The sequence below is a fragment of the Candidatus Chloroploca asiatica genome (assembly GCF_002532075.1).
Classification (GTDB): domain Bacteria; phylum Chloroflexota; class Chloroflexia; order Chloroflexales; family Chloroflexaceae; genus Chloroploca; species Chloroploca asiatica.
The window spans coordinates 74,424-96,694 of sequence record NZ_LYXE01000127.1 but is presented as its reverse complement, the minus strand read 5'-3'; the positions used below and the strand labels follow the sequence as shown (position 1 = coordinate 96,694).

Annotated in this window: 17 protein-coding genes; 4 read left to right on the top strand and 13 right to left on the bottom strand. The window is 57.8% G+C overall.

Annotated elements, in window-relative coordinates; translation table 11 throughout:
• Positions 1-75 precede the first annotated feature (75 nt).
• From A9Q02_RS16915 to A9Q02_RS16900, 4 genes are all read left to right on the top strand, one after another.
• On the top strand, positions 76-2,007 hold the full coding sequence (locus A9Q02_RS16915) for an N-acetylmuramoyl-L-alanine amidase (RefSeq protein ID WP_097654264.1): 1,932 nt from the start codon (positions 76-78) through the stop codon (positions 2,005-2,007).
• The gene (gene ftsZ / locus A9Q02_RS16910) at positions 2,000-3,163 is read left to right on the top strand and encodes a cell division protein FtsZ (protein WP_097654263.1); all 1,164 of its coding nucleotides are present in this window, start codon (positions 2,000-2,002) and stop codon (positions 3,161-3,163) included. Before A9Q02_RS16915 ends, ftsZ begins: the two co-directional genes overlap by 8 nt.
• 9 nt (positions 3,164-3,172) lie before the next feature.
• Complete coding sequence (locus tag A9Q02_RS16905) at positions 3,173-3,991, top strand: gasdermin (protein ID WP_097654262.1); 819 nt, start codon at positions 3,173-3,175, stop codon at positions 3,989-3,991.
• A gap of 366 nt (positions 3,992-4,357) precedes the next feature.
• Positions 4,358-5,911, top strand: a complete 1,554-nt coding sequence (locus A9Q02_RS16900; protein WP_097654261.1) for a WecB/TagA/CpsF family glycosyltransferase — start codon at positions 4,358-4,360, stop codon at positions 5,909-5,911.
• A gap of 12 nt (positions 5,912-5,923) precedes the next feature.
• On the opposite strand, the gene A9Q02_RS16895 is transcribed toward A9Q02_RS16900, so the two are convergent.
• From A9Q02_RS16895 to A9Q02_RS16835, 13 genes are all read right to left on the bottom strand, one after another.
• Positions 5,924-6,910, bottom strand: a complete 987-nt coding sequence (locus A9Q02_RS16895) for a glycosyltransferase family 2 protein (RefSeq protein WP_097654260.1) — start codon at positions 6,908-6,910, stop codon at positions 5,924-5,926.
• Positions 6,907-8,106, bottom strand: a complete 1,200-nt coding sequence (locus A9Q02_RS16890) for a glycosyltransferase family 2 protein (protein ID WP_245860600.1) — start codon at positions 8,104-8,106, stop codon at positions 6,907-6,909. Before A9Q02_RS16890 ends, A9Q02_RS16895 begins: the two co-directional genes overlap by 4 nt.
• The gene (locus A9Q02_RS16885; protein WP_097654258.1) at positions 8,103-9,365 is read right to left on the bottom strand and encodes a glycosyltransferase family 2 protein; all 1,263 of its coding nucleotides are present in this window, start codon (positions 9,363-9,365) and stop codon (positions 8,103-8,105) included. The genes A9Q02_RS16890 and A9Q02_RS16885 overlap by 4 nt, the downstream gene beginning before the upstream one ends.
• A 19-nt stretch (positions 9,366-9,384) precedes the next feature.
• Positions 9,385-10,611 carry a glycosyltransferase family 2 protein gene (locus A9Q02_RS16880; protein WP_097654257.1) on the bottom strand — a complete coding sequence of 409 codons (1,227 nt, stop codon included), beginning with the start codon at positions 10,609-10,611 and terminating at the stop codon, positions 9,385-9,387.
• Between the two features lie 12 nt (positions 10,612-10,623).
• Complete coding sequence (locus A9Q02_RS16875; protein WP_097654256.1) at positions 10,624-11,877, bottom strand: ABC transporter ATP-binding protein; 1,254 nt, start codon at positions 11,875-11,877, stop codon at positions 10,624-10,626.
• Positions 11,877-12,677 carry an ABC transporter permease gene (locus tag A9Q02_RS16870; protein ID WP_245860599.1) on the bottom strand — a complete coding sequence of 267 codons (801 nt, stop codon included), beginning with the start codon at positions 12,675-12,677 and terminating at the stop codon, positions 11,877-11,879. The genes A9Q02_RS16875 and A9Q02_RS16870 overlap by 1 nt, the downstream gene beginning before the upstream one ends.
• Positions 12,655-15,321 (bottom strand): glycosyltransferase, encoded by a 2,667-nt coding sequence (locus A9Q02_RS16865; RefSeq protein ID WP_097654254.1) that lies wholly within the window; start codon positions 15,319-15,321, stop codon positions 12,655-12,657. Before A9Q02_RS16865 ends, A9Q02_RS16870 begins: the two co-directional genes overlap by 23 nt.
• Before the next feature lie 79 nt (positions 15,322-15,400).
• Positions 15,401-16,387 carry a glycosyltransferase family 2 protein gene (locus tag A9Q02_RS16860; RefSeq protein ID WP_097654253.1) on the bottom strand — a complete coding sequence of 329 codons (987 nt, stop codon included), beginning with the start codon at positions 16,385-16,387 and terminating at the stop codon, positions 15,401-15,403.
• A gap of 106 nt (positions 16,388-16,493) precedes the next feature.
• Positions 16,494-17,591 carry a Gfo/Idh/MocA family protein gene (locus A9Q02_RS16855; RefSeq protein ID WP_097654252.1) on the bottom strand — a complete coding sequence of 366 codons (1,098 nt, stop codon included), beginning with the start codon at positions 17,589-17,591 and terminating at the stop codon, positions 16,494-16,496.
• 39 nt (positions 17,592-17,630) lie between these two features.
• Complete coding sequence (locus tag A9Q02_RS16850; protein WP_097654251.1) at positions 17,631-18,743, bottom strand: Gfo/Idh/MocA family protein; 1,113 nt, start codon at positions 18,741-18,743, stop codon at positions 17,631-17,633.
• Positions 18,744-18,813: 70 nt separating this feature from the next.
• On the bottom strand, positions 18,814-19,914 hold the full coding sequence (locus tag A9Q02_RS16845) for a glycosyltransferase family 4 protein (RefSeq protein WP_097654250.1): 1,101 nt from the start codon (positions 19,912-19,914) through the stop codon (positions 18,814-18,816).
• Complete coding sequence (locus A9Q02_RS16840) at positions 19,911-21,017, bottom strand: glycosyltransferase family 4 protein (RefSeq protein ID WP_245860597.1); 1,107 nt, start codon at positions 21,015-21,017, stop codon at positions 19,911-19,913. Before A9Q02_RS16840 ends, A9Q02_RS16845 begins: the two co-directional genes overlap by 4 nt.
• 22 nt (positions 21,018-21,039) lie before the next feature.
• A complete protein-coding gene (locus A9Q02_RS16835; RefSeq protein WP_097654248.1) occupies positions 21,040-22,269 on the bottom strand; it encodes a glycosyltransferase family 4 protein in 1,230 nt (409 codons plus the stop codon).
• Positions 22,270-22,271 lie beyond the last annotated feature (2 nt).

The following is a 22,271-nucleotide window of genomic DNA, read 5'->3' as shown; positions in this document are numbered from 1 at the left end:
CTTGGGTTAACGCAGAGGCGCTGAGAGGTCAGATGCGGCGCGAACCGTTGTCATGAAATAAAGCGAGAACCAGGGATGGTCAACATTACGTGGGTCGGGATGACCCGTCAACATTTTCAACGTGGCAGCGCCGAACGGATTCGGGCCATTGTGATCCACGCCACAGCGGGCCGGGGACCCGGTGATCTCGGGTGGCTCCGCAAAGGTGGTGACGAACGCAGACCAATCTCGTGCCACTATTACATTGATAAAGCCGGACGGATCAGCCAGTTGGTGAAGGATGAAGACATCGCCTGGCATGCCGGGGTGAGTCGCTGGATGATCGATGGGCAGATGCGCGAGAACCTCAACACGGTCTCGGTCGGCATCGAGTTGGAGAACCTCAATACCGGGCGTGACCCCTACCCCGAGGCCCAGATAGCGGCAACCGTCGCGCTCACCCGGATGCTGGTCGAACGTTACAACGTACCTCGCAGCCAGCTTGTGCGCCACCTCGATATCAGTCCGGGGCGCAAAACCGATCCTGCCGGTTTCCCCTGGCAAACCTTTGTGGCGCGCGTGTATACCAACAGTGACGCCAGCAGCGCTCCACCCCAGGATCAGGTACGCAACCTGATGCTCGATCTCGCCTACCGTGCCGCCGGTACCGGTATCGCGGCCGACTGGCCGCTCTTTGCTGCCGCACGCCACCAGAGTCTCGGGCTGCCAGTGGCCGTCATTACCACCCGCCCAACCGGACAGAGCGGCGGCACAGCCCAGGATGACCGTGATCGCGCCGTGCGGCTGCCCGGTCAGGCCCCCCTGCTCATCGAGGCCTATGCGCGTGACCTGATCTATGCCGAGGCCAACGGTCCAGATGATGAACCACCAGCCCAGCAGCAGACCAAACGGCTGCAACAAACCCCTGCGGGCCCGCTGCGTGACGCCTTGCTCGACCTACTCTTTCGCTCTGCCGACCCGTTACATGGCTTCAAGCCCGCGTGGGCCTTTCACCAGACCTATCTCAAACAATCAGCCCGACTGGGGGTTCCCATCGGGGCCAACCACCGCCTGACGATCAACGGGCGCCAGGCCTTCACCTGCCAGCACTTCAGCCTCGACAGCCTCTGTTCACCAGTTGACGACTGGCAAACCGTCTATCGTCTGAGCGAGATGAACCGCACCCTCGCCGGCCTCGATGCCGACACGACCAGCACCCTGCGCCGCACCCTGCTCGACGACCTCTACCGTTCGCGGACGGGGCGACGCTACGATGCCGAAGCCCTCTTGATCCGCCAGGCCGAACGGCGACGCCTCGGGGCACCCCTCGGGCGCCCCGAAGTCGTCATGGTACAAACCGAAGCCTATCTGCTGATGCCCTTTGCCCTTGATATCCTGGCCTGCCAGTTGCCCTCGGTCGACTGGCCGCTCGACAAAGCGCTACCCAACGAAACAAAGGTCATCGGGCTCAACAACAATGCGGCACGTGTCGGCGGACTAACCGGCATCCTTCTGGGCGGGCATCCAGAACACCCGCTGACCCGTCTCCGTCAACGTGTCCACCTGGGCCTCAGCTGGAACCAGCACGAACCAGAAGAACCGACGGCCCTCCTCGGCAGCCCATCGGCGCAACCGATTATCTTTGATATGGGCACCTCGCTCCACCAGCATCAGCAACGCACCCGCCCACAAACCGACACCATCTTGATCACGGCAACGACAGGCCCTGTTGGCAACGACCTCTACCATGAAGCAGCGGCAGGGCGCTGGCACTACTACATTGATGCAACCGGAGCCATCTATCGCCTCTGCGACGAAGCCTGCGTTGCGACTGCAGCACCCGATACCGCGCTTGGTGAACGCTCAATCGTCATTGCCGTTGAGGGAGGACCGTCCGACGCTGACACGATCCAACGCCGTGCCCTTTCGTGGCTAGTACGCTCCCTCTCAGCCACCCTGCAGATCCCCTCCGAACGGATTCGTGTCCTGCGCAACGCAGGCTATGCAAAGGAATACGTCCATGGCTGAGCGATTGATCTTCTTTCCAGCACCAACCTCCGATCAGACGCCCTTCCAAACCGACACTGACGTCCTCACGGTAAGTCCGCCCGAATTACGGATCAGGGTCATCGGAGTGGGGGGGGCCGGTGGCAATGTTATCAACTGTCTGGTCAAACATCGGATGGCGGCAATTGATACGCTTGCGGCAAATACGGATCGGCAGGCGTTATCTGGCGGACGAGCAGGCGGCCTCATTTGCCTCGGGGAAAACCTCACCCGAGGACTGGGAGCGGGCGGCAACCCAGAGGTTGGGCGTCATGCGGCTGAAGAGTCGCTCAAAGCCCTGACCGCCGCACTGCGGGGGGCTGATATGGTCTTTATTGCGGCTGGCATGGGCGGAGGCACCGGCACCGGGGCGGCCCCAATTGTGGCGGAAGTCGCCCGCGAACTCGGGGCACTCACCGTGGCGCTCGTGACCCGTCCCTTCTCATTTGAAGGGCGGCGGCGAGCGCGCACCGCCGAAGAGGGCCTTGAGGCACTGCGCGCCGTTGCCGATACAGTCATCGTCGTACCCAACGACCGCCTGTTGCAAGTGGCTGGACGCAGCACCACGGTACGCGAATCATTCAGCATGGCTGACGCAGTGCTGCGCCATGGCGTTCAGGGCATTGCCGACCTAGTCACCAACCATGGCCTGATCAATGTTGATTTCGCCGACGTACGGGCCATTATGAGTGAAGCCGGTCCGGCCTTACTGGGCATCGGCTCGGCGCAGGGTGCCGACCGAGCCGTCGAAGCGGCCCGCCGAGCCATGGCCTGCCCCTTGCTCGAAGGCCGTCTTGAAGGAGCCAGCCGCCTCCTCTTGCATGTCTCAGGCAACGAAGACCTGGGGCTCTTCGAAGTGCAACGGGTCGCCGAAATGGTCGCACGCACCATTGATCCCGACGCCAACATCATCCTGGGGGCAACCATCGACCCCACGCTGAGTAACGGCTCGGTCAAAGTTACGCTAGTCGCCACCGGGTTCAGCCTGCAAGAGTCGGTACCATTGGCGCAACCGTATGCGATGCTCTCACGCATCAACCAGGTCAAACCACGCCCGGCCCCCGCCGAGCCGGTCAGCATACGCGAACAGGATGCCCTGGATATTCCACCCTTCTTAAAGCGCTTTCGCCAGGCGTAAGGAGCCGTAATGACTATTATTCCCCTCTGTCGTGAAGATCCGCTCACCGGGCTGGTGCATGATCTCTTCAACGCGAATATCGTGCGCATCCCCGATGCCCGCGTAATTCCGTTGACGGTACTACTCCACCACCACAAACGGACGTATTTTCGTGGTTCCTTGTTGCCAATGCTTGAAGATGCACGCCCGCTCGGGTTACCAATTGAAGAGTCGTTGCTGACCGATATTTCGGGGCGGCGATCACGCAAAGTCAATCTCGACCTGGGGTTGCACATCTTGCGCGGCTTTCTACGGGGTTTTGGTTTACCGTATGCCGACCTTGAAGCGGGGTTTGCAGGAGCGGCCCACCTCACCTTCGCCTTTCCCGAAGCACGTCGGCGCGCCGTCGATCCCAATGCCCTTGGGTGGGCACTGACCGAACGCCGCATCGATCGCCAAAACCCCGCCGCATCGATTCTGTTCAATGAGTCAGGATATGAATTGTTGTTAATCGACTCAATCCTGATTAGTCGTCAGATCAGCATCGTGCTCAGTTCGGCGCGCGGGCGACGACTCAATGTTGATATAAGCGTCCTGCGTGAAACGATGACCGAGCTTGGTGGCAGTGTCGGGGCAAATAGTGACAGTGATCTCGAGTTGACCCTGCAAAGCCAGGCCGAACTAACCTTTGCCTTCACGTGCGTCCGGGTCATCTTCAGTCCCGAAGGCGACATCATTGCCCTGCCCCCCGATCCGCAGCAGCGCACGCTGAGTTTAGGTGAACCACAGCCCCACGTTGTGCTGAGTCATGGCCCGGGCTTGTTAATCTGGGATCACACGCTTCCGTAATTGGCCTGAACCAGCTCGTCACCAAAGTATTCCGCTATCAGTAGGGCTACGCTGAAAATGGGGGAACGTGATTCCCCCATTTTCAGCGTAGCCCTTGGTCGTCCGCCTCCACCAAATCACTACGACTCAGGCTATAATGGAGCTTGTATCCAGAGCAGGGCTATATCGCCAGGATACGGTACCTCATATGTGCTCTCTGCCATTCTGATGTATGAACGAATGTTCATCGAGAGCAGTAGCAACTGTCAGCAAATCTTTCACTAACCCTGGTACATTGCCAGAAGCAGCTGGCAGCATACCTGCACGATATGGTATTGCTCTAAAGAAACCGATTCGATTGACTGCACAGCAGAGGCTGGTGGCACCATGCGCAAATTGCTGATCGTTCTGGGCGTCCCCATTGACAATCTGACCATGGAAGAAGCTCTTGTGCGCTGTGACGAATTCATTGCTCATGGACGAACCAGTGGCAGAACTCATCAAATCGCAACCGTCAACGCTGATTTTGTGGTCAACTCACTGCATGACCCTGAATTACGCCGTATTCTGCAAGAAGCCGATATGGCAACCGCCGATGGAATGCCGCTCGTCTGGGCCTCGCGCCTGCTGGGTGGTTCCCTGCGAGGCCGAGTAACAGGGGCCGACATGGTACCAGCCCTGGCCCGTCGCGCCGCCGAGAAAGGCTACTCGGTCTTTCTGCTCGGTGCAGGCCCCGGCATCGCAGACCGTGCAGCTGACATCTTGCAACAACGCAACCCCGGCTTCAAGGTCGCTGGCGTACTCTCACCGCCACCAGCCTCGGTGCTCGACATGGATCAAAGCATTGTTGATGCGATCAAAGCAGCCCGCCCCGATATTCTGCTCGTTGCGTTTGGCAATCCAAAACAGGAAAAGTGGATCCGGATGCACGCACCAACCCTTCAAGTGCCGATCTGCATCGGGATCGGGGGCACCCTCGATATGATCGTCGGGGTCACGCGTCGCGCCCCCGTCTGGATGCAACGCGCCGGTCTCGAGTGGGTCTATCGTCTGGCGCAAGAACCACAGCGCCTCCTCAAGCGGTACCTGCACGATTTTGGCTACTTCGGCTACTTTTTTGCCCGTCAGTGGTGGGCGATGCGTTCCGGCGGTGGGATCAGCATGGTTCCCGTCACCACCACGATCGAGACGCCTCCTCCCCCTCCTCCACCCACCGAACCGGTACTGGTGACAGCAGACGGCGGCGAAGATGTGGTGACAGCACCGATACCAGTTGCCGCAGTCGCAACGCAGACGACACCCATTCTACGGATTCGTGGACGGCTTGATGTGAGTAATCAGGCAACCTTTATGCAACAAGCCAACCAGTTGTTGCAAAGCAACCCCTATCTGATCATTAGCCTGGCCGAAGCCGACTTCCTCGACAGCAGTGCACTGGGGGCGCTGGTCGCCCTGGCAAATCAGGCCCGTGCTGACGGTGGCGATGTCTGGCTCGTTGAAGTACCTCAGCCGATTCGCGAAATTCTGACCCTGGTGAATCTGCACCACTTCTTTGAGATCATGGCTAGCCCGGCTGCCGCCGAAGACCGTCGGTTAAAAACGGGTGAGATGAGCGAGGCACAACCAGTTGCAGGCGGATGGCACATCATTCGCAGCCCGCGCCTCTTTGATGCGTCCACAGCTTCAACGATGCTCGAACTCTGTATGGAACAACTCGAGCACCATCCGAAATTGATTGTTGATATGAGCGAGGTCGTCTTTCTCGCCAGCATTGGGATGTCAACGCTGATCAAGGTTGACCGAGCCGCCCGCGGGCGTGAGGGCGAACTCCGCATTACCAACTGCTCGAGTGATGTGCTCCGCACCTTGAAACTGGTCAAACTTGAGACGATCCTCAACCTCTATCCAGATATTGCGACTGCCACCTCCGCTAAGCTGTAACAAGCGGCCAGCTTACGGTTGGAGCAGATCCACATGGTCAATCACGTCGCTGGCTCGATAGCAGCAGTGCGTACGATCGATCGGGTAGCGGAAACTCAAGAGTAGCCCGTACCACGGGTACACAAACTGACCGAGGGCGACCCGTAGCTTGGCAAGACTCCGCCATTTCAAGATGGACGAGAGGGCCTGGCGCCCACCCTGACCAATGATCCATTCGGCCAAGAGGGCTGCACCAACCAGATCGCCACAGCGCATGTATTTCCCCGTCGCGGCACCCGCGCCAAGGCCATACTGACGAAACGCATTGCGCACCGCGTCCCAATCACGCCACTGCCGATGATAGATCACTGCGGCAGGGGTATAGACAATCTGGCCGCCTGCGCTAATGATACGATAGCCGAAATCACGGTCTTCCCACGAACGCAATGGGGCACCGACGCCGAGCAGTTCATCGAAGCCCCCAATACGTTGCAACGCCTCACGGCGAACACCCATGCTTGCCCCGTGACCAAAACTCAAATCGAGCCGACTGCGCACATAGAGCCGCCGTTCGGTACTCACTTTGGTCGCCAGGATTCCCCCACTCGCAACGACCACCGCTTGATTTAACTCGGTGAGTGTCTCGGGCAGCACGCGCCCAAAGACGGCCCAGATCGCAGGCTTGACGAGTTCGGCCGCCATCATCATCGCCCACGCAGGCTCAACACGACAATCATCATCAGTAAACAGTATCAGCGGGGCCGTACAACGGGCACAGCCTGCATTACGGGCCGCACTGATCCCCCGTGACGCGGTGCGCACATAGTGAACCCGGTCATCTTCGGCGCAATGGCGCAGCACACATTGCTCAGTGCGATCATCATCGCTCTGGTCAAGCACCCATAATTGCCAGTTGACCCCATAACAGGCCCGGATACTGGTAATCGTTGTGTCGACTAAGGCCCCACGATTACGGGTAGGAATGATGATGTCAACCAGGCAGGGTGATGAAGTGGTCATAAGGCTACCTTCATACCAGAACGGAGTTGCCGATCATGCGCATACGTCATCCGATAGGCTCGTGGTGCATCCAGCGCACCCCGTAACTCGGCCAACGTCAACCAGAACGGGAGGTTGCTCTTGCGCAGCAACGAACGCCCGACTTGCGGCAAGAGATAACGAAATACCCAGGCATACGCAAAACGTAAGGTCACCCCACGTGGCACTGTCTGCGTCTGCCAGATCTTCAACAGATACGCCCCAAAGGATCGGCCATTATTTTCGATCTGTCGCCGCAACCCAGGCTGATCGCGACGATGTTGATGCCAGACCAGCGCACGTGGTTCGTAACAGAGAGGCAATCCCGCAACCATGATCCGGTGAAACATATCAAGATCGCCCCCCCCACCAGAGGGCGTTCCCACATCTAGTGCCGTATCAAAACCACCCACATGGGCAAGGGCCGTGCGACGAAAAGCCATATTGGCCCCAACCCCAGTCATATGCGCAGCGATCATCTGTGCCTCCGGCAGATCGGGACGCCGGAAGCAGATCCGTTTGAAGCCTTTGTGCATCCCACCATAGGTCTCAAAAAGAAGCTGTGCTTCGGTTTCAAGTTCGAGGGGCAAGATCAGGCCCGTCGTCGCAGCAACCTCTGGATCGGCAAACGAGTGCGCCAAACCGCGCAACCAGCCATGGTCAACCACAACATCATCATCGGTATAGGCAATCAGGTCGTACATTGCCTCGTTCCAGCCACGGTTCCGCGCCCAATCCAGACCGGGGCGTGGTTCATAGACATACCGTACCCCTGCGCGTTCGACTACCGCAGCCGTCGCCTGGTCACGCGAGGCATTATCAACAACGACGACTTCATACCCCGGATAATCCAGGTGCTGCAACGAGGCGAGACAGCGGGCCAGGCTCTCGGGACGATCACGGGTACACACCACGACACTGAAAGGGGGCAAGTGCGGCGTCGGCAAGGCTTGCTGTTCGATTTGCTGACCAAGCACAACTTGCCAGAGATCGCCCCCAAGAGCCGATAGGATCGCGGCTTGCAATTGATCCACTGATACTTCACGCTGGTGTAGGGCAAGCGACACCGGCACAAATGCAAGTGGCTGACGTTCAAGCCACACAAGGATCATCAAACGGCGGCAGGACGGCTCTACCGTCACTGGCTGCAGCGGGTGCGCGAGATCGATGCTTCTCATACAGGCCAGCATAGCCGTTGCTCTTTCTGCATCATATACAAAACCACGCCGGGCAAGATCTTATGACGGGAAGCTTCACGCAGAAGGTACCTGATATGCTCAAGACGCAGAGGCTCAGCCGCAGGATGCGGCAGAACTTCATAGACCTTCACACCAGCCAGCGTAACCCGCAACCCTTGCCGCGTACCGGCGGCAAGCAATGCATCAAGGGTGCCCCCCAACGGAGGATCGGCAAGATCAAGCACCGGTGCATCAGCAGCAAGTACTAACGGCTTGCTCTCACGGAGCCAAGTGGAGACGCGGCCCCCCCCATCAACAGCCCGTGCCACACCACGCCAGTAACTGTAGTCACGCGCCACCCGCAACAACTGGGCGCGTCGGTGACGCAGCGTCAGCGCCTCGGCGAAACGAATGAGAGCAACCAACACTTGTTCAATCTGCGGGCCCTGATCAATCGTCGCCGCCGCCACACGGATCATCACCTTCGTGACCGTATCAGCCACGGCCAGCACATCACCAAAGATCAACGAGCGTAACGCCGGATGCTTGCGCACCATTTGCACCTCGGCCTCACCGTCATACCCGACTCGCCGAACCCAGGTGTCAAGGTCACTCGCCTCATAATGCCTGGTATGCGCCGCTCGTGTAAAAGCAAACTGCGCCCCGGTCTGCAACAAACGAACACCCAGTTCATAGTCTTCCAGGCGTCCGGCAAAGGCCAGATCAAACTCGCCTACCCGAGAAAAAAGTTCCGAGTGGATGGCAAGATTGCCACTAAAGAGATCATGATAACTAAACCGATATCCAGCAACCTCCATCGCCCGGAAACGATCTTCCCACCATTGACGGGCACCCATCTGCCAATGCGTCGGTCGGTCGGGAATGATTGGCTGTGAATAGCCAATCGAGACATCATAGGACTGCAAGGCGTGCAGATGCGCACGCAAGCAACCAGGCAAGATCACCATATCATCATCAAGAAAGACCAGTACCGCTCCTCGCGCCATCTGTGCGCCAAGATTGCGCGTTGCCGCCGCACTCCGCGCCGCATGGCTGGCAACACGCAGTTGGAACGGTGCCTCGGCTGCATAGGCCCGAGCCGCCTGCTCACTCGCATCATGGCAACTATCAGCCACAACAATCACTTCAACCTGATCCATCGGCATATCCTGGGCAGCGAGCGCATCCAGGCAACGAAGCAATGAAGCACGGCGGTTGTGCGTTGGAATAATGACACTCACCAGGAGCATGTGGCTCATCACAGATCCTCATCCAGCATCAGACAAGCGTGTCCAAGCATTCGTTCGACCCTGAACCCTGAAGTATCTGCGCTGTCCGCTGGTCAAGTTGTCGAGCACGCAGATAGGCCCCGGGGCCGTGAAAGACCCCCTGAAATTCCGCCCACGCCAGATCAAGTGGCATCACCCCAGGACGACGAAGCAAGGCTCGCACGAGATTACGCAGATGCCATTGGCGAAACCAGCGCACTCCCACGATCAACGTCTGCCACTCGCGTTCCACCAGGAGGGCACGTGTCCACCAGGCATAGAGCCCAACCCCGTAGCCATAGAGGGTACGGCGCAACGAGGGCCAATCACGGCGGTGCCGATGCCAGACGAGTGCCCCTGGCTCATAGACCACGCGATAGCCACGGCGCAGCACCCGAAAGAAAAACTCCTGATCGCCGCCACTCAGTGAAGCTGAGCCTCCATCCAGCGCTTCATCAAAGAGGCCGATTGTGCGAAGAGCCTGCCGGCGGATCGCCATATTGACCCCGGCCCCCATCTGCCCAGAACTCAAGGGATTGATCGTGGCAAGTTCAAAGGTTCGGCGCTCAAACCCACGCTGAAAACCGTGGGCCTGTTCAAACCAGATCTGGGCCGGGGTCTCGAGTTCCAACGGCATTGTAATCCCGGTCACCAGCGCTACCATAGGGTCAGCAAAATTGCGTAACAACGCCTCAAGCCACCCATCATCAACGACAGCATCATCATCGGTAAAAGCCACAATCTCACCGCGAGCACTAAGCAACCCCCGGTTCCGCGCTCGATCCAGCCCCGGCAGTGGTTCGCAGAGATACCGAATCAGCGGATACTGGGCCACCAGTTGCGCGGTGGCCTCACTACTCGGGTTATTATCAACGACCAGTACCTCGTAGCCAGCCTCGGCAAGCCGCGCCAATCCGGGGAGACAACGACGCATGTCGTCAGGACGATCACGGGTGCAGACGACAACTGTGGCAGATGGCAAAACGGTCGGCGGTAACGCCTCGTCAAGCATGTGTTGCCAGATAGACCAACCGGATCGCTGTACCAGTTCCCTGATCCGTGCCACGGGAACCCGTCCCTGGTTCACCTCAACCCAGGCCTGTCCCACCACAGTTGAACCCATCCGCAGCACCAGCAGAGCGCGTGCATAGGCCTCAAGGCCAACAAGATCGGTCGTCAGGTGCTCAAGACGAACATCACAGACGGCTACTGGCCCCCCCTGATGCTGGCTGGACATTGTTTCTTTCCCCTATTCAGGCTCAGAACTACGCTCAACATGCCAACTGAGCGGAGGAACAAGCACACCTTTGCTCTGCGCAACGCCCTCTATGACGAGAGGATAGACATGCCAGTGGTAATCATAGGTATAGGCCCATTCCTGCGCATAGACGCCCACATCAACGAAGTAGTCCCCACTGGCGAGATCGAGGCGTTCAAACGTCAATTGAATGACCCCTTCACCGGTCAGCGGAGGAAACGCAACCCCCGTGCTCACATTATTGATATCAAGGCAAAGCGAGCCATCAGGCTTCGTGATCGAAACACTCACCAGCGGGTCAACGATAGTCTGGGGTGTCCGATAGCTCAACTCCACCGTCAAGGGCACCCCACTTCTCAGCGTTGTGACCGGCTTGTTATACTGATTGAGCAGGCGCACCTGGCTGATTTCCACCTCTTGCGAGCCAAAACGATTGTCACGAATGCGCAGTTCCTGACCATTCGCCAGCACGACAATCGGCACATGCTCAGGGGTACGTTGCCGCGTCACCGTATCCATGGCCGAGACATAGTCATCCATGACCAGATCGGTGGGGCCATGTGCAACCACTTCGCCATGCCGCAACCAGATCACCTCATCACACAACCCCCGCATCTGGCCGGGATCGTGCGACACAAGCAAAATGGTACACCCCTGCGTCTTGAACTGGGCAATGCGATCAAGACATTTGCGCTGAAAAGCGATATCGCCCACGGCCAGAACTTCGTCAACGAGCAGGATCTGCGGGTCAATATGCACGGCCACAGCAAACGCAAGGCGCATCTGCATCCCCGTGCTATACGTACGCAACGGGCTATCAATGAAATCATCCAACTCGGCAAAGTCCACAATCTCGTCAAAGCGCTGCTCAACTTCGCTGCGCAGCATGCCACTGATGACCCCCGAGATAAAAATGCTTTCGCGCCCGGTCAATTCAGGATGCTGTCCAGCCCCCAGATCCAGCAGGGCGCCAATCCGCCCCCGGGTCTGCACCCGACCGGTATCAGGGCGACCAACGCCGCCGACCAGACGCAGCAAGGTTGATTTTCCTGCCCCATTGGGACCCACAATGCCCACCGTTCGCCCTGGCTCGATGCTAAAACTGACGTCACGCAGGCCCCAGAACGTCTCATCACGCATGCCACGCATGCCTCTGAGGATCGCTTCTTTCAACGTCGAGGGCCGATTACCCCCGCGCCGACGAAACCGTTTTCCAAGCTGCGTAACGATAATGGCAGGATCCATCAGAGTTCCTCAACAAAGCTCAGACTCACATGTTGGAACACCGCATAGCCAATTCCTAGTAGGATCAGGGCCATCACAAAGAGCAGGGCCATCGTGCCTGTTGCCGGCCATACCCCTTGTACCAGAATCGCGCGATAGGCAGTCAGCAGATGAGCCATCGGATTGAGCGCATAAATCAAACGATATTGCTCGGGGACGTTGTCGGCACGATAAAAGACGGGCGTCAGATAAAACATCAACATGAGCCCGAGCGTAATCAGGTGTTGCGTATCACGAAAAATGACATGGGCCGCAGCAATGAGGTAAGCCAGGCCAAGCGTCAAAAGGAACTGCACAAGCATAATCAGCGGCAAAAACAACGTGACAAGACCAATGTGCCCCCCGCCAAAGATCAGGAAGAAGGCTAAAACGGGCAGCGCTAGGGTAAAGTGGATCATGCTGGTCGTCACCGTGACCACAGGCAAGACCGCCACCGGAAAACCGGGCCGTCGTACCAGTTCACGGTTATCAACGATTGCCCCCGAAGCCATGCTCAGCGAGGTCTGAAACCAGGTCCATGCCAGCACGCCACTGAAGACAAAAACGGTGTAGTTGGGAATATTGAGCGGCAAGACGCGACTAAAAAGAAAGGTGAAGATCAAAATCTGGACAAGTGGATTCACCAGTGACCAGAGGATGCCAATAACTGAGCGTTTATAGCGTAATTTCAGGTCACGCAGCACCAGTTCACGCAAAAGGTCACGCACATAGACGAGACGGATGGTGGGCATAGCATGTTTACGTGACGTTATTGAAGCCACCTGTTCCTTCCTTTGGTCTTATCAAGCGCTGCCCAAAGGCTTTGCTCTTGCACGAGGCGCGTGCGATGGCTTTGCATGAGGCTAGTATACCACGGACTTCATCAACCCAAAGGTAAAGTGGTGCATAGCTTCGCCCGCGTACATATGAACGCATAAAACCTGCTAATTGCCTTAGTTTTTGCCTGGGAGTATCGAAGCCCATTTGATACACGACGCGCAGATCGCGTCGCTCGATCAGGCATGTCAGGTACCAGAGCAGGGTGGTCGACGTGCGTTGCGCAACATCCTGACGTAAGACGGGCAAGCGCTGATCATAGCGTCGCCACCCATACGCTTGTGGAACATAGACCAGGGAATGCCCGGCACGTAAAGCTCGGTACACACGCTCATAGTCACGAGGAGAAGCCTGGATCACCTCGGCAGCAAAGACCTGCTGGCCGCGCCCGCCCAGAGGCTCGGCGAGCAGCGCTGTGCGCCATGCACGATTGACCGGCAAGCCGAGTTCGTCCATCGGTGGCATCTGGCGGCGAAAACTCGCCAACCAGTGCTGGTCAAAGCTCCGTTGTGCATACCCCTGCCCCACCTCATCATAAGCAGCAAAGATCTGCTCAACCCGCGTATCAAGGCGCGACGGCACAACCTTGCCGGTTGTTATCATAACCTCATCACGCAGAAAGGGCCGCAGCAATTGTTCAAGCCAGTCTGTTGTTGGAACGATGCTGGCATCAAGCACGGCCACAAACTCGCCCTGGCTCGTCACCAACTCTGCGTACGACGTATATGCATGCCCGACCTGCGGCACCTCAACCAAACGGATCCCCGGGAACGCGGCCACCATTTCAGCCACCACGCCTGAACCAACAGCACTGGTCACGACGCTGACGGTATAGTCACGCCCGGTTTGCTGGGCATACAGCGCCGTCAAACACGCACGCAGATCCTCAGGCGTACCATGATCAATGACGACGACTGCCACGGCACGATCGTCTGGCAAGGTGGCTGTGGGTTGCTCTGATGCAACGTACTTAGCACAAGGCAACGGCTCGACCAGACCATAACGCGCTGCCACGAGGCGCTGCGCGGCCTCACGCACCTCGGGGTACGCCGGGTCGCGTCCTTCAACCAGCACTTTCAGGCCCAGTTCAGCCACAATAGCTTCAACCAGACGCTCACGTCCAACGGGTTGATACGCATTCACAAGCTCAACCCTTCCGAGAGCCAGCGCACCCTGTCGAAGTTCGACCCGGACAGCAGGATAGGCCGTCACATCGATGAGGGATTGCAACGGTTCCGCCAGATCGATCACCCGTACGGCAAGACCATCGGGATAGATAGGATGGGGCAACGGCGCAAAAGCGGCGATCCGGGCGGGCAGATCATCCGGTCGAACCATCTGGCACGCCGAGCGAACCGCACGCTGATAGCGACCAAGCCCAAGCAAAGCTCCACGCATCTCAGCAACGATCAGGTCGCGGGTCGTATTGACCGGTGCCACATACGAGCGCCCCCAACGATAGAGGTACCACGAGCAAAACCACCAGACCGCGAAACGTAGCAGGTGGCGACGTTCGTCGGCATAGTGCAGAAAAAGCCGCACCAGATACGCATAGAACCCGACACCATTATTGGCAATCTGCTGATGAAATTGGCCCGCTTCGCGCCGATGACAATGCCAGACCAGCGCACGCGGCTCATAGACCAAGCTATGGCCTGCCTTGATCACGCGAAAGAACATATCAAGATCACCGCCCCCATTCGCAAGCGTGCCCACATCAAGCGCGGGATCAAAGCCTCCAAGCGAAGCAAAAATTTCACGGCGATAGGCCATATTCGCACCAGTGCCAAACTTGCCGGTCGCAGCATAGATCGTTGCTGGCTGACCAGCCGGTCGATTGATCGCGTACCAGCGCTGCTCGTAGCCCTGACCAAAACCACCGTAGTGCTCAAACGCCAACTGCGCCTCGGTCTCCAATTCATATGGCTCGACCAGACCTGTCACCGCCATCACCGCCGGATGCTGGGCAAAGACCTGCGCCAGACCACGAACCCAGAGCCGATCAACCACCACATCATCATCGGTGTACGCCAGAATATCGCCACGAGCCTCGCGAAGAGCGCGATTGCGCGCCCAATCAAGACCGGGGCGTGGTTCGCGCACATAACGCACGTGAGGCGCGTATGGTTCAAGCGCACGCTGCACACGATCGTCGGACGGAGCATTATCAACGACGATTAATTCCAGCGCGCCAGGGTAATCAAGGGCAAGGAGCGCCTGCACACAGCGCAGCACTGCCTCGGGCCGATCCCGCGTACAGACGGCCACCGTCACCGAAGGCCAGGGGCCATCATACACCGGAGGCAGGGGCGCTACCGCAAGATCATCGAGCGTCCACGGCTGTGTAGGCGGAGTGTTCAACAAACCTTGCAGATGCTGACCAACAAGCATCCAGGCACATTCGCGCAACAGTGCCTCACGCAGCGCTGTCGCCGCAATCCGACCGTGTTGCACCTCCAGGCTGATCGTCCCAAGCGGCCTTCCCTGCAAACGAACGAGGATCCGCGCTCGGCGATATGCCCCCAGATTGATCAGATCAACAAGCGGGAGGGTAAGTTCAAGTTCCAGGACTTTGATGGCATGAAACACCCGTTAGCTCCGGTTTCCAACTGCACTGCCGCCATACATGGCTGAAGCTGAAGATCGCTGCACCCAGGAGCGGTCTGGGTTAGTGCGCTTGCACCACTTCTGCTGGTTGTGTTCCCGTCTGATACAGGCAGTGCGTACGATCGATCGGGTAGCGCAACCCCTGGACAAACCCATACCAGGGATAGACAAACTGTTCGAGGGCAACCTGTAGCTTGGGCCAACTGCGCCATTTCAGGATCGCCGAGGCCGCCTGGCGCAGGCCTTGACTGAACATCCACTCAGCAAAGATCGCGACCCCCACGGGATCGCCACAACGCACATACTTGCTTGCCGACGCCCCCGCCCCAATGGCATACCCACGAAAGACCCGCCGGATCGCGGCCCAATCACGCCACTGGCGATGGTAAATGAGGGCAGCAGGGGTATACGTAATGCGCCCCCCGGCCGCGAGAATCCGATAGCCGACATCACGGTCTTCCCATGAATGCAGGGGGCCACCCGCCCCCAGCAACTCATCAAAGCCGCCCAACTGCTCCATCCGTTCACGCCGTACGCCCATGCTCGCACCGTGGCCAAAGCTGAGATCAAGGCGATTGCCCCAATACACCTGTGGCGCTTGAACTGGTTTGATGGCGACCGTGCCACCGCGAAGCACGGTCGCATCCTCGCCACCATGCGTCGCCGGCAACACACGCCCAAAGACCGCCCAGATCGACGGGTTGCGCAACTCGGCAAGCATCGAACTCGCCCAGTCGGGATGCACGTAACAATCATCATCGGTGAACAGAATGAAAGGAGCCTGCCCAAGCGACACGCCAAGATTACGTGCTGTGCTCGCCCCAACGGTGGGGGTGCGTCGATAGCAGATCCGCGGATCTTCCTTCGCATGGCGACGCACACACTGTTCGGTACGATCATCTTCACTTTGATCAATCACCCAGAGCGTAAAGTGGACGTCACGCAGGGTGCGGATGCTGGCAATGGTGGTGGTAATCAACTCACCACGACCGCGGGTAGGGATGATAATATCGATGGAGGGCGAGGATGACAGGCTAGATTGATTCATATTAGGAAACATCCCCACAAGAGTGACCGGGTAGATAGCCATCACTTGACTGAAAGAGAAAGCACATATGCACTACAATTCCGAAGCATAACGTCTACGTCCATCATCACTCGCCAGGATACTTGAGGCCCCAGGCTGCCCTGACCGTATCCATTGTCTCCATAATCTGCAAGGTCTCGTCAAGGGTCATCAACGGACTCTCGGTCAAACCGAGGCGGAGGCAACGCATGACTTCAGCGGCCTCGTAGTTATAGCCATTGCCCTTGATGCGCATCGTTACATCGCGTGAACGCGGGCGCACCAGCGAGCGCACCGCAGGGTAGACCCGTTTGAGCACCGGATTCTGTTTAACAGCCTCCACGAGACGATGTTTGAGCGTGAGATCACTCCCAACCGGATCGAGTGCCGGCTGATAGCGCTCGATTGTCATCCGCTGAGGGCAGAAGAAAGGTGCATGGATCTGAATTTTGCCGTGGGTTCCCGACAGCATGGCACCATTCGAGCCAAAGCTACTCAGTGACGAAGCAAGCACCGCAAGACGCCCCTTGGGAAAGCGCAGCACCAGCGCCGAGTGCTCATCAACCCCCTCCCGCGTCATGCCAGCCAAGCCCACCACCTCGTCTGGTTTGCCAAAGAGCATATGCGCCAGCGAGATCGGATAGACACCGCGGTCGAGCAGTGCGCCGCCTGCCAGGGCCGGATTGTAGAAACGGCTCTGGGGCTGATACGCATTGGCGACCCCGAAATCAGCCATGAGCATCCGCAGATCACCAAGTTGATCACTGGCCGCAAGCTCGGCAACCCGGCGGATCAGCGGAATGAACCGCATCCACATCGCTTCCATACAAAAGAGTCGGCGAGCACGGGCGAGTTCAATCACCTGCCGAGCCTGGCGGGCATTGACGGTAAACGGTTTTTCACACAACACCGCTTTGCCATGCTCAAGGCAAAGCGTCACATCGTGGACGTGGCGGTTGTGCGGTGTCGCAACATAGATCACATCAAGCGACGGATCGCGCACCATCTCTTCATATGAGGCATAGACCCGCTCAACCGGATGCATTCGGGTAAACTGGCGAGCGGTTTCGGCCGTACGCGACGCGATCCCCACCAGCCTAGCCTCGGGCAATATCCGTAATCCTTGCGCAAAACCACGTGCAATGCGGCCTGCTCCCAGAATTCCCCAGCGAATCTGCTTAGCCATACACTCACTCCCAACTACAACGACGGCAGCGCTCGCCCCTTATGCCCAGGGCATCGGTTCAAGCGGATCAAACGTCGTTGTCATCTTATACGTCGCACCGCCCTGTAATTCATTTTGGACGGCCAGCACAAGTTCATTGACATGCAACGAATAGCGCGGCGAGAGGCGTGCAGGCCGACCCTCGCGCACAGCTGCGGCCAGCTCAGCGGGACCACGCGCAAAATCCATCTGCTGGGTACCGCGATACTTGTAGCGGGTACCTTTGCCAACCAGCGGATAAGTGCGGCGCGGCCATTCGAGATGGCGGCGGCGCAGATTGAACCAGCGGCGCACATAGACCGGCGACGTGTAGTACCACGTATCATCGGTATACATAACCCCTTTATCGCCAATAATCCGTAGTGAGTGATCGTGGGGCGCCAGCAAACTACAGGTCAAACGGGCCACCACCCCTGACGCAAAATGCAGCGAAGCTGAGGCATAATCGGGGGCAAGCACATCCAGCGGCGTGCCCTTATCGGGTACCAAGCACGCCGAAAACCCCGCAATGGACTGCACGGGGCCAAAAAACGCCGGCAGCCAGGTAGCCACATAGCCCGCGTGTTCAAGCGTGGTACCAATCTCAAACTCATCTTTATACGGCCAGGGTGCCCCAGAAGCACTGATCCACTTTTTGTAGGGCATCTTGAAGACCATGCCCTCATCCATTTCTGCGTACACCAGGCGCACCGAACCGATGACCTGCTTACGAATGGCTTTCCAGATCGTCTGGGCGGTCTCGCCCAGCAAGCTACACGGTGCCGAGATAATGAGCAACCCACGCCGTTCAGCGATCTCGACCAACTCGCGCGCCTCGGACAAGGTCATCGCCAGTGGCTTCTCAGAATAGACATGCTTGCCTGCCTCAAGGCACGCCCGCGACACTTCATAGTGACTGCGCGGATTCGTCAGGTTCAACACCATCTCAACCTCACGATCAGCCAACAGCGCCTGCAACGAAGGATAGGTAGGCACCTTATGGTACGCCGAAAACGTCCTGGCCCGCGCCTGATTACGGTCATAGACCCCGAGCAACGTGAGTTCAGGATGTTCTGGCAAGGTCTTGAGATAATAGTCAGCGACAAAACCGCAACCAACCAGGGCAATCTTCATTGGGTGACTCTCCTAGCGAGCAGGTACTGCCCGGGGTCTTCCTCGCAGGCTTGAAGGAAGAAGTTGCTTCCTACGCAGAGGAAGAAGGCGTATGCGCCGAACGAACAAGCGTTGCCTGCACAAAGCCATGCAAGCGCTCGGCATACTGATCCAGATTCATCGCTTGCCTCACCAGCAGATAACCGTTACGTCCCATTGTAGCAGCTTGATCAGGGTTCGCAAGCAATGTTTCAATGGCGCGGCGTAGCGCAACCGGATCACCAGGGGGAACATACAGGCCATGTTCCTGATCACGGATCGCATCGGTCTGACCAGCCACACGCGAGCAGATCACGGCACGTTGCATCGCCATCGCCTCAAGGATGGCCGTGATCCCGGCCTGGAATTCAACCGGTTCAAGGGGCATCACAAGAAACGCGCTATCAGCATAAAGTTGGCGCAACTCGTACTGGGTAAACCGACGCACTGTCACATTGGCGGGAATACGCTGACCGGCGGTGCTATCCTGTCGCTTTGACCAGGGGCTCGCTGCCGCAATCACTACATCGACCGGCAACCCATCAACGGCCTGCAACAACGTCGGGTAATCACGGCGTTCGAGGCCCACGGCACAGATCTGTGGGCGCGCCAGGTGCGCCGGTTCCACATGTTCCAGCGCAAAAAAACGGCTATCCACCATAAATGGAGTGAACAAAACCCGTTCGGGCGCAAGCTTCCAGCGTTGTTCAATGAAGTGTTTTTGACGGGTTGCATAGACCAGAAACCGATCAATGTGACTTTGCACCCGCAACACGTCAAGAAAAAACATCTTTTTTTGTACCGAAATGACATGGGTAATCATCAAATGTTGCGGTCGTTTGCCGAAAGCCAAGAACTTGAACAGCGCCGCCAGGGGCAAGCCAACCTGTTCGCCATCAGTGATGATCGCCTGATAGCTGTGACGACGCCGAAAACAGGCCCAGGCGAGCGTCAGATCAGCACCACCCAACCGGGCGAGGAAGCGTCCAAACAGGCCTGTTTCTTGATGCGCCTGGGGATAATCAAGCAGATCAGCGCCACAATGGTGCGCCAATTCAAGATAGTCAGCACGCGGACGCTGGCCGCGTTCAATCTGGTCAACAAGATCAGCAGGAATGGTTCCGGCCACGGTCAAGAGGACTTGATTGGTCATGCCACCCTCACTTGCCTACGGGCCGCAGCCGCTTCATGCTTCAACAGTTCAAGGAGACGGCGGGAATTCACCTGCAGATCATAGGCCTGCCGAATATGCGCGACGGCGGCATGGGCCAGCCTCAGCCGCAACGCGGGATTGAGCACCAACTGTTGCAGGGCCAGCGTCAACCCGGCCCCATCACCAGGCTCAACCAGCAAGCCCGTCTCATCATGGCGTACCACCTCAGGAATAGCTCCCACCCGCGTCGAAACCGTTGCCATCCCAGCCGCACCCGCTTCGGAAAGCACCATCGGCAGACAATCGCCATAGGTTGGCAAAGCAAAGATATCGCAGCAATGGTACAACGCCTTGAGGCGATCACTGTTGGGTTGCATATCATGGTACACAAAAACACCCGGTTCAGGCGCAACGGGATCACGGGTGACGAGGTGCAACTCGATCCCGTGATGGCGCAATGAACGGAACGCCTCAAGTAACAAGAGGCCGCCCTTCCGTTCGAGATTGCCACCCACAAACAGGATTTTCAACTGATGTCCATCGGGCTTGAGAGGGGTAGGGCGGAGCCATTCGCGCACATTGACCCCTGGTGGAATAACCGTAATTTTCTCGGCAGGGACAACATACTCATCGATCAAGCCCTGCTTGGCCCAGTCACTCCAGACAACAATATGGCGAGCCAGATCAAAACAGACCCGACTCAGACGCCACTTCAACAGTTCGCTCGTCAACGAACCCGTCTGATGGTCATAGAACTCACCGAGCCGATCATACTGCAAGGACGTTGCATCAAGCGAGATAATGCTTGGAAAGCGGCGCAGCCAATCCACCGCCAGCATCGCCGGAACCTGAGTATGAAAGAAGAGCACATCAGGGCGCACCTCACGAACCATCTGCGCAAGCCCACGTCGAGCCCCCAGGCCAGCGCGCACGGTCCAGTTCGTTGCATACACAGGCAGATGACGAGCCAGGCCAGTGACCTCATACGGTACCAGAACCCACTCGGTGCGCACGTCAGGATCATCACACACATTGGCCCGCAAATTCTGTGTATGGGTAATATGGCCCAGTACTTGTTCGATGACAAACCCGATGGTATACACAGTGTTCGTTCCTCCTGAACGGTTAGGCGCGAGTGGAGTGAACGTCAGGAACAGTCGCTCTTGATCCTAAGGCACGTTCAAGATGGGTGCGCAACTGGAAAGCAACGTTCCGCCACGAATAATGTTCCTCGACAAAACTCCGTCCGGCCACACTCAAGTGCTTTTGCAACGCGGGATCGGTCAACGCTTGCACCACGTGCGTCGCAAACGCCTCAGGCGTATCAGCAATCAGCAGATGCTCACCTGGAACAAGGTTCAGGCCTTCCGCGCCAACCGACGTCGAAATCGTCGGCACGCCAAACGCAAGGCCTTCGAGAATTTTCAACCGCGTCCCCCCACCACTCCGCAGCGGCACAACCAGGACCGTTGCTTGCGCCATATAGGTGCGTACATCTGGCACAAAGCCAGTGACTTCGACATTTGGTCGTTGCCCAAAAGCAAGAAGCTCAGGAGGCGGGTCACCGCCAACAATTGACACCCGGACATCAGGGACGTGCTGTTCAATCAGGGGCAAGATCTGCGTCATAAAATAGCGCAAGCCATCGCGATTGGCATCAACTTGCGTGGCCCCAATAAAGGTAATTTGATTGGTCATTGGGCGTTGGGGATGGAAGGCAAAGTAATCAACATCAATCGTATTCGGCAACGTCTCCACGGGGGGCATCTGCTTGAAGCGTTGCAGAATGAGACGTTCACGATCAGAAGGGGTAAAGATCAGATCATACGAACGACAGATCGCGATTTCATCGCGGTAACACTTCTGGGCTTCGAGCCAGAAGGCCGCCCGTTTCAGAGGATGCGCAACCATCTCGGCCCGACGGAACAACAACTCATACTCGATATTCTGCATATCAAGGACACGCAAAGCCCCTGGCTGGTGGTAACGAAAATAGCCCATCTGGGTCATTTCGACCACAATGACATCGAATTGCTCGGCAGCGAGCAGATCATCAATGATCAATTGAAAATGCTGGCTGTAGTGTACATCGTATTGAAAAGACCGCATGCGAAACACCGAACGCACCCGGTCAACATTGGTCACCGTCGGCTTGCCATCAACGAGCATCACGCGGTGACAAATCGTCTCAAGGTAGTCTTGCACCGCTTCCGCATCGACATCCGCCCAGGAACGATAGGCGAGCAAGGTGACCTCAGAAAAGGAGGCCAGCATTTTCATCAGATAATGCACCCGAATGGCACCACCAAAGACGAGCGGGAAGGGGGTAAAGGGAGCGACTAAGAGGGTCTTCATAC